This is a genomic window from Allobosea lupini, from assembly GCF_900109525.1.
Taxonomy (GTDB): Bacteria; Pseudomonadota; Alphaproteobacteria; order Rhizobiales; family Beijerinckiaceae; genus Allobosea; species Allobosea lupini.
This window is the reverse complement of sequence record NZ_FOAN01000021.1, coordinates 1-14,700: the sequence shown is the minus strand read 5'-3', so window position 1 is coordinate 14,700 and position 14,700 is coordinate 1. Positions and strand designations below refer to the sequence as shown.

The 14,700-nt window shown below is 65.7% G+C and carries 9 protein-coding genes; all 9 read left to right on the top strand.

Annotated features, from left to right (window positions below):
- Positions 1-71: 71 nt before the first annotated feature.
- A complete protein-coding gene (gene rpoC, locus BMZ21_RS29625; RefSeq protein WP_091843768.1) occupies positions 72-4,256 on the top strand; it encodes a DNA-directed RNA polymerase subunit beta' in 4,185 nt (1,394 codons plus the stop codon).
- A gap of 258 nt (positions 4,257-4,514) precedes the next feature.
- Positions 4,515-5,621: a helix-turn-helix transcriptional regulator gene (locus BMZ21_RS29620; RefSeq protein ID WP_091843765.1), complete on the top strand. Its 1,107-nt coding sequence runs from the start codon at positions 4,515-4,517 to the stop codon at positions 5,619-5,621.
- Positions 5,618-6,784, top strand: coding sequence for a helix-turn-helix transcriptional regulator (locus BMZ21_RS29615; protein WP_091843761.1), 1,167 nt, complete (start codon positions 5,618-5,620; stop codon positions 6,782-6,784). Before BMZ21_RS29620 ends, BMZ21_RS29615 begins: the two co-directional genes overlap by 4 nt.
- A gap of 209 nt (positions 6,785-6,993) precedes the next feature.
- A complete protein-coding gene (locus BMZ21_RS29610; protein WP_091843758.1) occupies positions 6,994-9,081 on the top strand; it encodes an FAD-dependent oxidoreductase in 2,088 nt (695 codons plus the stop codon).
- A gap of 55 nt (positions 9,082-9,136) precedes the next feature.
- A complete protein-coding gene (locus BMZ21_RS29605; protein ID WP_244544084.1) occupies positions 9,137-11,131 on the top strand; it encodes an ABC transporter ATP-binding protein in 1,995 nt (664 codons plus the stop codon).
- A 396-nt stretch (positions 11,132-11,527) separates the two neighbouring features.
- On the top strand, positions 11,528-11,899 hold the full coding sequence (gene rpsL, locus BMZ21_RS29600; protein ID WP_057189964.1) for a 30S ribosomal protein S12: 372 nt from the start codon (positions 11,528-11,530) through the stop codon (positions 11,897-11,899).
- 74 nt (positions 11,900-11,973) lie between these two features.
- Positions 11,974-12,444, top strand: a complete 471-nt coding sequence (rpsG, locus tag BMZ21_RS29595) for a 30S ribosomal protein S7 (protein ID WP_091843752.1) — start codon at positions 11,974-11,976, stop codon at positions 12,442-12,444.
- A 36-nt stretch (positions 12,445-12,480) separates the two neighbouring features.
- On the top strand, positions 12,481-14,556 hold the full coding sequence (gene fusA, locus BMZ21_RS29590) for an elongation factor G (RefSeq protein WP_091843749.1): 2,076 nt from the start codon (positions 12,481-12,483) through the stop codon (positions 14,554-14,556).
- 50 nt (positions 14,557-14,606) lie between these two features.
- Positions 14,607-14,700: GTP-binding protein (locus BMZ21_RS30150; RefSeq protein WP_139221393.1), on the top strand; the 94-nt coding region annotated here is incomplete at its 3' end.

Sequence of the window (14,700 nt, the reverse complement as noted above, 5' to 3'; positions counted from 1 at the left end):
CCGCCGGCCGATGGACAAAGGCCGGGCAGGGCGGTTTTCCCTAAAACCCCACCGGCCAGAGGAGACAGGCTATGAAGCAAGAGGTCATGAACCTTTTCGGCCAGCAGCCGGTGCAGCAGGCGTTCGACGCGATCAAGATCTCGATCGCGAGCCCTGAGAAGATCGCATCCTGGTCGTTCGGCGAGATCAAGAAGCCCGAGACGATCAACTACCGCACGTTCAAGCCGGAGCGCGACGGCCTGTTCTGCGCCCGCATCTTCGGGCCGATCAAGGACTACGAGTGCCTGTGCGGCAAGTACAAGCGCATGAAGTTCAAGGGCGTGATCTGCGAGAAGTGCGGCGTCGAGGTGACGCTGGCACGGGTCCGGCGCGAGCGCATGGGCCATATCGAGCTCGCCGCCCCGGTCGCGCATATCTGGTTCCTGAAGTCGCTGCCCTCGCGCATCGGCCTGCTGATGGATATGCCGCTCAAGGACCTCGAGCGCATCCTCTACTTCGAATCCTACGTCGTCCTGGAGCCGGGCCTGACCCCGCTCAAGGACCGTCAGCTGCTGACCGAAGAAGAGTATGTCCGCGCTCAGGAAGAGTACGGCGCCGACACCTTCACGGCGATGATCGGCGCGGAAGCGATCCGCGAGATGCTGCGCGCGCTCGATCTCGACCAGATCAACGCCGACCTGAAGCATGAGATCGCGACGACGACGTCGGAGCTCAAGCCGAAGAAGCTGATGAAGCGCCTCAAGATCATCGAGGCCTTCCAGGAGTCGGGCAACAAGCCGGAATGGATGGTGATGACCGTGATCCCGGTCATCCCGCCCGATCTGCGTCCGCTCGTGCCGCTCGACGGCGGTCGCTTCGCGACCTCGGACCTGAACGACCTCTATCGCCGCGTCATCAACCGCAACAACCGCCTGAAGCGGCTGATCGAGCTGCGCGCGCCCGACATCATCATCCGCAACGAGAAGCGGATGCTGCAGGAGTCGGTCGACGCCCTGTTCGACAACGGCCGTCGCGGCCGCGTCATCACCGGCGCCAACAAGCGCCCGCTGAAGTCGCTCGCCGACATGCTGAAGGGCAAGCAGGGCCGGTTCCGGCAGAACCTGCTCGGCAAGCGCGTCGACTATTCCGGCCGCTCGGTCATCGTCGTCGGCCCGGAGATGAAGCTGCACCAGTGCGGCCTGCCGAAGAAGATGGCGCTCGAGCTGTTCAAGCCGTTCATCTATGCGCGCCTCGACGCCAAGGGCTACTCGACCACGGTCAAGCAGGCCAAGAAGCTGGTCGAGAAGGAGAAGCCCGAGGTCTGGGACATCCTGGACGAGGTCATCCGCGAGCATCCGGTGCTGCTGAACCGCGCACCGACGCTCCACCGCCTCGGCATCCAGGCCTTCGAGCCGGTTCTGATCGAGGGCAAGGCGATCCAGCTGCACCCGCTGGTCTGCGCCGCGTTCAACGCCGACTTCGACGGCGACCAGATGGCCGTGCACGTCCCGCTGTCGCTGGAAGCGCAGCTGGAAGCGCGCGTCCTGATGATGTCGACCAACAACATCCTGCACCCGGCGAACGGCATGCCGATCATCGTGCCGTCGCAGGACATCGTGCTCGGGCTGTACTACCTCTCGATCATCTCGGATGGCGAGCCGGGCCAGGGCAAGATCTTCGGCGATTTCGGCGAGCTCGAATACGCGCTGCACGAGAAGGTCGTCACGCTGCATTCGAAGATCAAGTATCGCTGGACCGGCGTCGGCCGTGACGGCCAGTCCTACACCAAGATCTACGACACCACGCCGGGCCGCGTCATTCTCTCGACCGCGCTGCCCGAGCATCCGGCCATGACCTTCGACGTCGTCAACAAGCTGATGACCAAGAAGGAGATCTCCAACATGATCGACGCCGTCTATCGCGGCTGCGGTCAGAAGGAGTCGGTGATCTTCTGCGATCGCGTCATGGGCCTCGGCTTCAAGCACGCGTTCAAGGCCGGCATCTCGTTCGGCAAGGACGACATGGTGATCCCCGAGAACAAGTGGGAGATCGTCGATGCGACCCGCGTGCTCGCCAAGGACTACGAGCAGCAGTACCAGGACGGCCTGATCACCCAGGGCGAGAAGTACAACAAGGTCGTCGACGCCTGGGCGAAGTGCTCCGACAAGCTCGCCCAGGAGATGATGGCCCGCATCTCGACCGTGAAGAAGGACGATGCCGGTCGCGACAAGCCGATCAACTCGATCTACATGATGAGCCACTCGGGCGCCCGCGGTTCGCCGGCGCAGATGCGCCAGCTCGCCGCCATGCGCGGCCTGATGGCCAAGCCGTCGGGCGAGATCATCGAGTCGCCGATCATCTCGAACTTCAAGGAAGGCCTCGACGTTCTCGAGTACTTCAACTCGACGCACGGCGCCCGCAAGGGCCTCGCCGACACGGCGCTCAAGACGGCGAACTCGGGTTACCTGACCCGTCGTCTCGTCGACGTGGCGCAGGACGCGATCATCTCCGAGGTGGATTGCGGCTCGGACAACGGCATCAAGATGCGCGCCATCGTCGATGCCGGCCAGGTCGTGGCCTCGCTCGGCATGCGCATCCTGGGCCGTTCGGCGGCCGAGGACGTGGTCGATCTCGACGGCAACGTCCTGGTCGCCAAGGGCGCGGTGATCGAGGAAAGCCACATCGCCAAGATCAACGCCGCCGGCGTCCAGGAGGTGAAGATCCGCTCGGTCTTGACCTGCGAGACCAAGAACGGCGTCTGCGCGACCTGCTATGGGCGCGATCTTGCCCGCGGCACGCCCGTCAACATGGGTGAGGCCGTCGGCGTCATCGCGGCGCAGTCGATCGGCGAGCCGGGAACGCAGCTCACCATGCGTACCTTCCACATCGGCGGCGCGGCCACGATCGCCGACCAGTCCTTCGTCGAGTCGAACTTCGAGGGCACGGTCAAGATCCGCAACCGCAACGTCGCGCGGAACTCGGATGGCGATCTGATCGCGATGGCGCGTAACCTCGCCATCGTCATCACCGGCCCGGACGGCGCCGAGCGCGCGGTGCACCGCGTCCAGTTCGGCTCGAAGCTGCGCGTCGACGAGGGCGACAAGGTCAAGCGCGGCCAGCGCCTGATCGAGTGGGACCCCTATTCCCGCCCGATCCTGGCGGAAGTCGACGGGAAGGTCGGCTACGAGGACCTGGTCGACGGCATGTCGATGACGGAGACGACCGACGAGGCGACCGGCATCAGCAAGCGTCTCGTGATCGACTGGCGCGGTTCTGCCCGGACGTCGGACCTGCGTCCGGCGATGACGCTGAACGGACCGGACGGCAAGATCGCCAAGCTGCCCCGCGGCGGCGAGGCGCGCTACATCCTGCCCGTCGATGGCATCATCTCGGTGGAGCCGGGCTCGTCGGTGAAGGCCGGCGACGTGCTGGCGCGTGTCTCGACCGACTCGGCCAAGACCCGCGACATCACCGGCGGTCTGCCGCGCGTCGCCGAGCTCTTCGAGGCCCGGCGTCCGAAGGATGCCGCGATCATCGCCGAGAAGGCCGGCGTCATCGGCTTCGGGCGCGACTACAAGAACAAGCGTCGCGTCACGCTGACTCCGCATGACGGCACCGATGGCGTCGAGTACCTGATCCCGAAGGGCAAGCACATCCACCTGCAGGATGGCGACGTCGTCGAGATCGGGGACTACATCCTCGACGGCAACCCGGCGCCGCACGACATCCTGGCGATCAAGGGCGTCGAGGAACTTGCCGCTTACCTGGTCAACGAGATCCAGGAGGTCTATCGCCTCCAGGGCGTGACCATCAACGACAAGCACATCGAGGTCATCGTCCGGCAGATGCTGCAGAAGGTCGAGATCACCGAATCCGGCGATAGCGACATTCTCACCGGCGACCAGGTCGACCGGATCGAGCTGGAAGAGGTCAACGCCAAGCTACGCGAAGAGGGCAAGAAGCCGGCCTCGGGCGTGCCGGTTCTGCTCGGCATCACCAAGGCCTCGCTGCAGACCCGCTCGTTCATCTCGGCCGCCTCCTTCCAGGAGACGACCCGCGTCCTCACCGAGGCGGCGGTCAACGGCAAGATGGACATGCTGGAAGGCCTCAAGGAGAACGTCATCGTCGGCTCGCTGATCCCGGCCGGCACCGGCGCGCAGGTTGCCCGCATCAAGCAGGTGGCGACGCGTCGCGACGATCTCATCGTCGGCCAGAAGGCGGATGCTGCGGCCAAGGCCGCGGCTGCCGCTGCGGCGGTGCTGCCTGCAGCCGAGTAATACCGGCGAACTTGCTGACTTTGTGGAACGGCCGCCTTCGGGCGGCCGTTCTCGTTTCAGCACTCTTGACCTTTTCTAGTACAATCGGGCTAAGCTTACGTTGCGAAACCTGTCGGGGGGCAGCGATGCGCCAGGGTGTCTTTCTTTGTGCGGCTGGAAGCGGCCGAGCGACGAAGGCCATGCTGTCACGCCATGCGGAGGCATGGTCGGCGAATGGAAGCCCCGTTCTGCGGACCATGCCTGGGTGCGACCGGGGCTATGGACGAAAAGTTTCTCGACAGTCTCTACGAAGCGGCGGTGGTGCCGGAACTGTGGCCGCAGGTTCTGCGGCGTTTCCAGGAGATCGCGCGTGGCGCCGGCGCAGTGCTGGTCGCGGTGACGCCGAGCTCCAGTCGCTGGATTTCCTCGTCGGCCGAGTTCGATCAGGTCGTCGCGACGCATTTCAATAATTTTCCCGGCAATGAGCGGACGCGGCGCCTGCTCGAGCGCCGCCATGCCGGCTTCCTGCGCGACATCGACATCTTCTCGGAAGGCGAGATGGCGAACGAGCCGGTCTATCGCGATTTCCTGCTGCCGCAGGGCCTGGGGATCGGGGTCGCGACCTCGATCGCTTCGCCGACCGGCGAGGCCTTTATCCTGCATGCCGAGCGCCAGTTGGAGCAGGGCCATGTCGAGGACAAGCTGATCGCGCGTTTCGACCTGATGCGGCCGCACCTGGCACGGGCCATGCTGCTCTCGGCCCGGCTCGAATTCGAGCGGGCGCAGGGCGCGGCCCGGGCGCTGGAGGCGATCGGATTGCCGGCTGCGGTCCTTGATCGAGACGGGCGGGCGCTCGCGCTCAATCCCCGCTTCGAGGCGCTGATCCCGTCGGTCGCCGCCGACCGCCCGTCGCGCCTGGGGCTCGTCGATACCGGAGCGGACGGCCTGCTCGCGGCGGCCCTGCAGGCGAGGGGACAGATCGCCAGCGCGACAGTGCGGTCGATCCCGGTCGCGCGCCGCGAGAGCCAGCCGCCCCTGATCCTGCACCTGACGCCGATCCGCGGCGCCGCCCACGACATCTTCTCGCGTGCCGCGAGCATCCTCGTCGTGACGCCGGTGGTGGTGAAGGACGTGCCGACCGCCGATGTCGTACAGGGATTGTTCGACCTGACGCCGGCCGAGGCCAGGCTCGCCGCGCTGATCGCCGCCGGGCATCGCCCGCGAGAGGCGGCAGCGGCCCTCGGCGTGATGGAGGAGACCGCGCGCTCGACTTTGAAGCGCGTCATGGCCAAGACCGGCCTGCATCGCCAGGCCGACCTGATCGGCCTGCTGCGCGGCGCCGGCGTGACGAGCGACCTGCCGGGCTCTGGTGAGCGGACGCCATGAGCGGGGATATCATTCCGCGCGACGCAGTGCCTCCGCCGCGCGATGGTTTCGTCGCCGCGGTCGAGGCGATCTACGATGCAGCCGCCGTCCCCGAGCGCTGGCCGCAGGCTCTGCAGGAGATCGCCGACAGCTTCGGAGATGTCGGCGCCATCATGATCTATCAGCGGGAGGATGGCGGTTTCGGCTCGATCTGCTCGCCTCGCCTCGAGGCGGCACAGCGAGACTACGAAGTTGGCGAATGGTGGCGGCAGGACGTCCGGTTCTCGCGCTCGATCGAGCGCGGCGCCATCGCGCGTCATGACGCTGTGACCGATCGCGACATCGCATCGCCGGAAGAGATGCGGACCCTGCCGTTTTACACGCAGTTCCTGCGCGGCCATGGCCTCGGTTGGTTCGGCGGCGTCGGCATCTCGCCCGATCCGCGCGTCTCCGTCGCCCTGTCGATCCAGCGCTCGGACCAGAAGCAGGCCTGGACGGAGGAGGAACTCGACAGGCTGAGCCGGATCGGCCGCCATGTCGAGAATGCCTTGCGGCTCGGCATCCGCCTGATCAATGCCGAAGCCTCGCAATTGGCGCTGTCGGATGCGCTGGCGCGGGTCGGCGTCGGCGTTTTCCTGCTCGCCGGCGATGCCCGCGTGCTGTTCGCCAATCCCGCCGGGCAGGCGCTGCTCGGGGACGGGCTGGTCGTCGCTCATGGCCGGCTGACGGCACGGAGCGAGACGGCGCGCGAGGCCTTGCAGGCACGGATCGCGGAGGCGGCGTTCGGCGACGCGGTGGCGCGCAGCGGTCCGCCGCAGCCCGTGCTCGTGCCGCACCCCCAGCGCGACGGCTTCCTCGCTGTCCACATCCTGCCGGTGCGGCCTGCCGGTGGCGGCCCCGTCGAAACCCTGCTGGCTGAGACCGTCGCCATCGCGGTGGTGACCAGTTCCGAGGCCGATGCGCCGGCCGACCCTGCCCTGGTGCGCGATCTGTTCGGCCTGACTTTGGCCGAGGCGCGGCTCGCGGCGCTGGTCGGCGCCGGCCGCCCGCCGCGCGAGGCCGGGGAGCAGCTCGGCATCACCGAGGCCACCGCGCGGACCACGCTGAAGCGCGTCTTCCAGAAAACCGGCACCACCCGGCAGAGCGAGCTCACGGCGCTGCTGGCGCGGATGGTGGTGCGTTAAAGCCTTCAGGCCACCTGCCAGCGGGCGCGGGGCTCTTCTGCACGGGTGCTCAGCCGGCACGCGCACCCATTACTTTTCGGAAAGATGTGGCGAGATCGGCTCACAGCGAAACAGAGGCATGGTCGCGGCAGTAAAATTATGGCAACTCCGTGGCGCTATAGGTCTCACAATACGGCGCGAAGCGCGAGACGCTGGGGCAGGGCTGGCAGATGCTGGAAGTTGCGATTGTCGGGGGTGGTCCCGGCGGGCTGATGACGGCCTGGCAGGTCCGCAAGAAGATGCAGGGCTTGTGCCGGGTGACACTGTTCGAGGCGTCCGAGCGGCTCGGCGGCAAGATCGTCACGCGCCGCTTCGACAACGCGCCGGCCCTCTACGAGGCCGGGGTCGCCGAGATCTACGGCTATTCCCAGCTCGGCCACGACCCGTTGCGCGAGCTTATCGAAGGCTTCGGCTTTCAGACCATCCCGATGGATTCGCAGGCTCTCCACCTCGACGGCAAGCTGGTCGACGGCGTCGAGGGCATGCGCCGGCGCTATGGCGATGCGACCGCTGACGCCATCCTGGCGTTCCGGGCGCGCTGCGCCGATTTGATGTCGCAACAGGCCTATTACGAGGGCGCCGGCAAGCACGACAACAACCATCCCTGGATGTTCATGAGCGCCGACGAGGTGCTCGAGCAGGAGGTGGCCGATCCCGTGGCGCGGCGCTTCTTCCGGGCGATGGCACGCTCCGACATCGCCTCCGAAGGGCACATCAGCAATGGCCTCAACGCGCTGAAGAACTATCTGATGGATGTAGACGGCTATATCGACGTCTATTCGATCCAGAACGGCAATGAGCAACTGGTCGAGGGCTTGAGCGCCAATCTCGACGCCGAGGTCTTCCTGAACCATCGCGTCCTTCGTGTCGGCAAGGCGGATGGTGGCCGCTACCGGCTCGACATGATGAACGGGAAGGGGCCGGAGACGCGCGAATTTGACTTCGTGCTGATGTGCCTGCCGCACAACTGGCTCGGTACCATCGATTTCGGCGAAGGCCGGTTGCGCCAGGGCATGAGCCGCCATCTCGCCCATTTCGACCGGCCGGCGCATTACCTGCGCGTCGCCGCGCTGTTCGACAAGCCGTTCTGGGAGGGCCAGATCGAGGGTGCCTGGTTCATGTCGGAGAGCTTCGGCGGCTGCTGCGTCTATATCGAGGGCGCCCGGCACGATGTCGGCCGCCACGGCGTGCTCAACTGGCTGATCGCCGGCATCGACGCGCTGTCCTATGCCAATCTCGACGACGAGGCGCTGATCACGGCGGCGCTGAAATCGCTGCCGGCCTCGCTGGGCGATCCCTTCCCGCATCTGATCGAGGCGAAGGTGCATCGCTGGATGGCCTCGGTGAACGCCATTCCGGGCGGCGTCCCAGTGCGGGACGTGGTGACGAACCACATGCCGGAGCCGAAGGAGCATGACGGGCTGATCGTCGTCGGCGACTACCTGTTCGACTCGACGCTGAACGGCGTGCTCGATTCCGCCGACATCGCCAGCGACCTGATGCTGGGCAAGGTGATGCGCCAGCGCTACGCGACCGGGCTCGCCAAGAGCGTTGGCGAGGTGAGCGGCATCGTCGTGCCCGAGCCGTCGCTGCGCATCGACCGCGGCTATTTCGACGCCTATCGCGGCGCGGGCCCCTATGGCGAGGTGTGGCGGCGCTTCAGCGATCCCGGCTATATCCGCGACCTGATCGACATGGTCTGGCAGCCGAAGCCCGGCTTCAAGCTGCTGGTCGCCGGTTCTGCCTCGGGCGAACTCGTCGGCGCGCTGCGCGAGCTCGGCATCGACGCCTGGGGTATCGAGAACAACCGCTACATCCATGGCCGCACGCCGGCACACCTTGCGCAGTACAATCTGTTCGGCACGGTCGCGGACCTGCCCTTCGAGGACGGTTCCTTCGACATCGTCTATGAGAGCTGCCTTGCCCATCTCGGCACGCGCGGCGTCAAGGATGCGCTCGGCGAGCTGCATCGGGTGGCCAGGCGCGGTGTCTATTTCGGCTCGGTGACGGCCGACCTCACGTCCGAGGTCTGCGACATGTACGACCTGCTGCGCGGCGTGAAGAAGCTCGCGACCTGGTGGGAGTGGTCGGAGCTGTTCTTCGACGAGGATTTCGACATGGCGGTCCAGAGCCAGGAAATGCTCGACGCGCTCTGGGAGCGCACGCTCGCCGCCGGCAAGGGCCCCGGCCGCTGGTACGAGGATGCGGAAAGCCTGCGCTACTGCTTCTTCAACCGAATCGCGCCCGATAGCGCCTGAGCCAATCCGATCCGAGAGGGAGCGGCGGGCGCTGATCCAGCCCCGCCGGCGATCAGTGAGCGACGACGAGGTCAAGCCTGGCAAGGGCGAGAATTTTGCCGTGCCCGATCCGGCGACGAAGGCCACCGGCGCGGCGAAGCGGCCGGCGGCGCGCCCGCCCGAGGAGCCGAAGCGGCGCGCGCTGTCCGGCGCGGCAGCGGCGGATGACGATGAGGACGAAGACGGCGAGGACGATGAGGAGGAGGACGACGAGGACCATGACGGCCCGGTCGTCTACACCGCCGGCGAAGCCGCGGGGGCGCTGAGCGGCGTCCTCTCCTTCACCTGGCCGCATCTCGGCCCGCACCGGCTCGGCATCGCCCTGGTCGGGCTCGGCCTCCTGGTCGAGATGGCCTTCAACGTGCTGATGCCGCTCTCGCTCAAATACCTCCTGGACGAGGTGTTCGAGGACAAGGATCGCAGCGAGCTGATCTTCATCCTCAGCGTGCTCGGCATCGCCGGCATCGTCACCTCGGTGGTGGCGATCTGGTACGAATGGATCGACGCGAAGGTGACGGCGGCGATCACCACCGATGTGCGCCGCTCGCTGTTCGAACATATCCAGAAGCTGCCGCTGAGCTTCTACGAGCGGCATCGCCGCGGCGAGATCCTGTCGCGCTTCTCCAATGACATGACCACCTATGAAGAGTCGGTCATCCATTTCGCCAATTGGGGCGCGCTGCCGCTGCTGGAGCTGCTGGCCGGCATCGCCCTGCTGATCTATCTCAACACCGAGCTCGGCCTGCTGGCGCTGCTGATCATCCCGATCGCGCTGATCGGGCCGCGGCTCCTCACGCCGAAGGCGGTCGCCGCCAGCTACGAGGTCAAGCGGGCGCAGGCGGGCGAGCTCGGCGTCGTCCAGGAGAATATCGGCGCCCAGCCGGTGGTGAAGGCCTTCGGCCTCATCGGCATCTCGCAGCGCTGGTTCGGCCAGCGCAACAGCGTGCTGCGGGCGGCTCAAAGCCGCTCGACCTTCCTCAACACCATGGTCGAACGCTCGATCACCATCGTGGTGCTCTGGCTGCACCTGATCGTGCTGGCGATCGGCGCCTATCTCACCTTCAACGACGTGATCACGGTGGGAACCTTCGTCGCCTTCGAGGCGGTGTTCTGGGAGATCACCTACAATCTCAACCACCTGACTCAGTACATCCCGGTGGTGATCGACGCGTCCGGCGCCGTCAGGCACATGCGCGACATCCTCGACGAGCCGATCCGGGTCTCCGACCGGCCCAACGCGGTCGAGTGCCCGCGCATCGCGCACGAGATCGGTTTCCAGGGGGTGCGATTCTCCTATGGCGGGGAGGGCGCCCAGATCGACGGCCTCGACCTTGCGATCCCTGCCGGCTCGCGCGTCGCCATCGTCGGGCCGAGCGGGGCGGGCAAGAGCACGCTGCTCAGCCTGCTGCTGCGCTTCCATGATCCGCAGCGCGGCAAGGTGACGATCGACGGCGTCGATATCGCCAGCGTCACCCGCGACTCGCTGCGGGCCCAGATGGCGGTGGTGTTCCAGGACAATGTCCTGTTCAACACCTCGCTGCGCGAGAACATCCGGCTCGGTTCATTGGACGCGTCCGACGCCGAGGTCGAGGCCGCCGCCAAGAAGGCCGAGATCCATAAGTTCATCATCAGCCTGCCGGATGGCTACGACACCATCGTCGGCGAGCGCGGCGAGACCCTGTCAGGCGGACAGCGTCAGCGTATCGCCATCGCCCGCGCCTTGCTGCGCGACCCGGCGATCCTGCTCCTCGACGAGGCGACCTCGGCGCTCGACCAGACCACCGAGGCCGCGATCAACCGCACGCTGAAGAAGATCGGCCGCGGCCGCAGCCTGCTGTTCGTGACGCACCGGCTGACCTCTGTCGCGGATATGGACGAGATCATCGTGATGGACGCCGGCCGAGTCGTGCAGCGCGGCGACCACGCGACGCTGATGCGTAAGCGCTCCGGCCTCTATCGCAAGCTCTGGAACGACCAGATGCGGGCGAGTGCCGAAGATGACGACGATTGAGGCTGAATCCGTCTGTCACTTTTAGTCTAGAGACTGCTTCGCCGGTCAGCCTGCCGAATAAGCTGAACGCAACGGGCCCAAAGAGGCAAATCCGGGGTTGACGCGAATCCTTACCTGAGTCATAAGCGCGCCACTGTCGATGGCTGTCGGACACGTTTGTCGCTTGCCTTTGTTGCAAGCGAGGTTCGCGACCGAAACTCCATCGGAATTCCAGCGTCTAACGACGACATGGCAGGACGCATGAATGCGGGCTCGTTCCGTGTTCCTCTGCATGGCGAACGCGCCTGAGGCCCCGTAAATGGGCGCCGATGGCGCGGCTTCGTTTGGTCATGGCCTTTTGCGGCGCCGGAATGGACACGAAATTCATCTAGCGCTCAAGGGAGCGAGAGGCCTTAAATGCCGACAATCAGCCAGCTGATCCGCAAGCCGCGTTCGCCGGTCAAGGCGCGTAACACTGCTCCGGCGCTCGAGAATTGCCCGCAGAAGCGCGGCGTCTGCACGCGTGTCTATACGACGACCCCGAAGAAGCCGAACTCGGCGCTCCGCAAGGTCGCCAAGGTGCGCCTGACCAACGGCTTCGAGGTCATCGGCTACATTCCGGGTGAAGGCCACAACCTTCAGGAGCACTCGGTCGTCATGATCCGTGGCGGCCGCGTCAAGGACCTTCCCGGCGTGCGCTACCACATCCTGCGCGGCGTGCTCGACACGCAGGGCGTCAAGAACCGCAAGCAGCGCCGTTCGAAGTACGGCGCCAAGCGTCCGAAGTAATTTTCCTGCCCGACCGGCGGGGCAAGATGCCTCAGCCGGTTCGCAGCTTTTGAGATTTGACCGGAGACTAGACGATGTCCCGCCGCCACAGTGCCGAAAAGCGCGAGATCATCCCGGACGCCAAGTTCGGCGACGTGATCGTGACCAAGTTCATGAACTCGGTCATGTACGAGGGCAAGAAGTCGACTGCCGAAGGCATCGTCTACGGCGCCTTCGAGATCATCGAAGGCAAGCTGAAGAGCGATCCGCTCGCCGTCTTCAAGACCGCGCTCGAGAACGTCGCCCCGGCGATCGAGGTCCGTTCCCGCCGCGTCGGCGGCGCGACCTATCAGGTCCCGGTCGAGGTTCGCACCGAGCGCCGCCAGGCTCTCGCCATCCGCTGGCTCATCGCCGCCGCCCGCGGCCGCAACGACCGCACCATGGTCGAGCGCCTTTCGGCCGAGCTGATGGATGCTGCCAACAACCGTGGCAACGCCGTCAAGAAGCGCGAAGACACGCACCGGATGGCGGAAGCCAACCGCGCCTTCTCGCACTACCGCTGGTAATTCGTCCGTTCGGACCCGGAAAGACAGAGCATCTCCATGCCCCGTTCTCATCCCATCGATCGCTATCGTAACTTCGGCATCATGGCCCACATTGATGCCGGCAAGACGACGACGACCGAGCGCATCCTGTTCTACACCGGCAAGAGCCACAAGATCGGCGAAGTCCATGACGGCGCCGCCACCATGGACTGGATGACGCAGGAGCAGGAGCGTGGCATCACGATCACCTCCGCCGCGACGACCTGCCTGTGGCGGGATCACCGCCTGAACATCATCGACACCCCCGGCCACGTCGACTTCACCATCGAGGTCGAGCGTTCGCTGCGCGTGCTCGACGGCGCCGTCTGCGTGCTCGACGGCAACCAGGGCGTCGAGCCCCAGACCGAGACGGTCTGGCGCCAGGCCGACAAGTACGACGTCCCGCGCGTCGTCTTCGTCAACAAGATGGACAAGATCGGCGCCGATTTCTATCGCTGCGTCCAGGACATCATCGACCGCGTCGCCGGCAAGCCCGTCTGCCTGCAGCTTCCGATCGGTTCGGAGTCGAATTTCGCCGGCGTCATCGACCTCATCAAGATGAAGGCGATCGTCTGGAACGGCGAGGCGCTCGGCGCTTCGTTCGAAGAGCAGGAGATCCCCGCTGATCTCGCCGACAAGGCTGTCGAGTATCGCTCGAAGCTGGTCGAAGCCGCCGTCGAGATGGACGATGCGGCGATGGAAGCCTATCTCGACGGGACCGAGCCCGATGCTGCCACGCTGCGCCGCCTGGTGCGGACCGCCGTGCAGCGCCGCGCCTTCCACCCGGTTCTTTGCGGCTCGGCCTTCAAGAACAAGGGCGTTCAGCCGCTGCTCGACGCCGTCGTCGACTTCCTGCCGTCGCCGGTCGATCGCGGCGACATCAAGGGCATCGACTTCAAGACCGAAGAAGAGACCGTTCGTCACCCGACGGACGAGGATCCCTTCGCCATGCTCGCCTTCAAGATCATGGACGACCCCTTCGTCGGCACCATCACCTTCTGCCGCGTCTATTCCGGCAAGGTCGAGGCCGGCCAGGGCGTCATCAACTCGACGCGCGACAAGAAAGAGCGTGTCGGCCGCATGCTGCTGATGCACGCGAACAACCGCGAGGACATCAAGGAGGCTTTCGCCGGCGACATCGTCGCCCTGGCCGGCCTCAAGGACGTCCGCACCGGCGACACGCTGTGCGATCCGGCCCACGCCGTGATCCTCGAGCGCATGGAGTTCCCCGAGCCGGTCATCACGATCGCGATCGAGCCGAAGTCCAAGGCCGACCAGGAGAAGCTGGGCCTCGCCCTGTCGAAGCTCGCGAACGAGGATCCGTCCTTCCGCGTCTCGACCGACCAGGAGAGCGGCCAGACCATTCTCAAAGGCATGGGCGAGCTGCATCTCGACATCAAGGTCGACATCCTGCGCCGGACCTACAAGGTCGACGCCAATATCGGCGCGCCGCAGGTTGCGTATCGCGAGACGCTGACCAAGAAGGCCGAGATCGACTACACCCACAAGAAGCAGACCGGCGGCACGGGCCAGTTCGCCCGCGTCAAGCTCGTCATCGAGCCGAACGAGACCGGCAAGGGCTTCGAGTTCGAGTCGAAGGTCGTCGGCGGCGCGGTGCCGAAGGAGTACATCCCCGGCGTCGAGAAGGGCCTCAACTCGGTCATCGGCTCCGGCGTGCTCGCCGGCTTCCCGGTCGTCGACGTCAAGGTCACGCTGATCGACGGCGCCTTCCACGAAGTCGACTCCTCGGCCCTGGCCTTCGAAATCGCCTCTCGCGCTGCTCTGCGCGAAGGCCTGCAGAAGGGCGGCTCGGTCCTGCTCGAGCCGATCATGAAGGTCGAGGTGGTGACGCCTGAAGACTACACCGGCTCGGTCATCGGTGACCTGAACTCCCGGCGCGGCCAGATCCAGGGCCAGGACATGCGCGGCAACGCGGTCGTCATCAACGCGATGGTGCCGCTGGCGAACATGTTCGGCTATGTGAACCAGCTGCGCTCGTTCAGCCAGGGCCGCGCCAACTACACGATGCAGTTCGACCATTACGAGCAGGTGCCGTCCGCGGTGGCTGCCGAGGTTCAGGCCAAATACGCCTGATCGAACAACGCATTACACGGAACACTTGAGAAGATCTGACGGAGGCTGACATGGCCAAAGAGAAGTTTGCTCGGACGAAGCCGCACTGCAACATTGGAACGATTGGTCACGTTGACCATGGCAAGACGTCGTTGACGGCTGCGA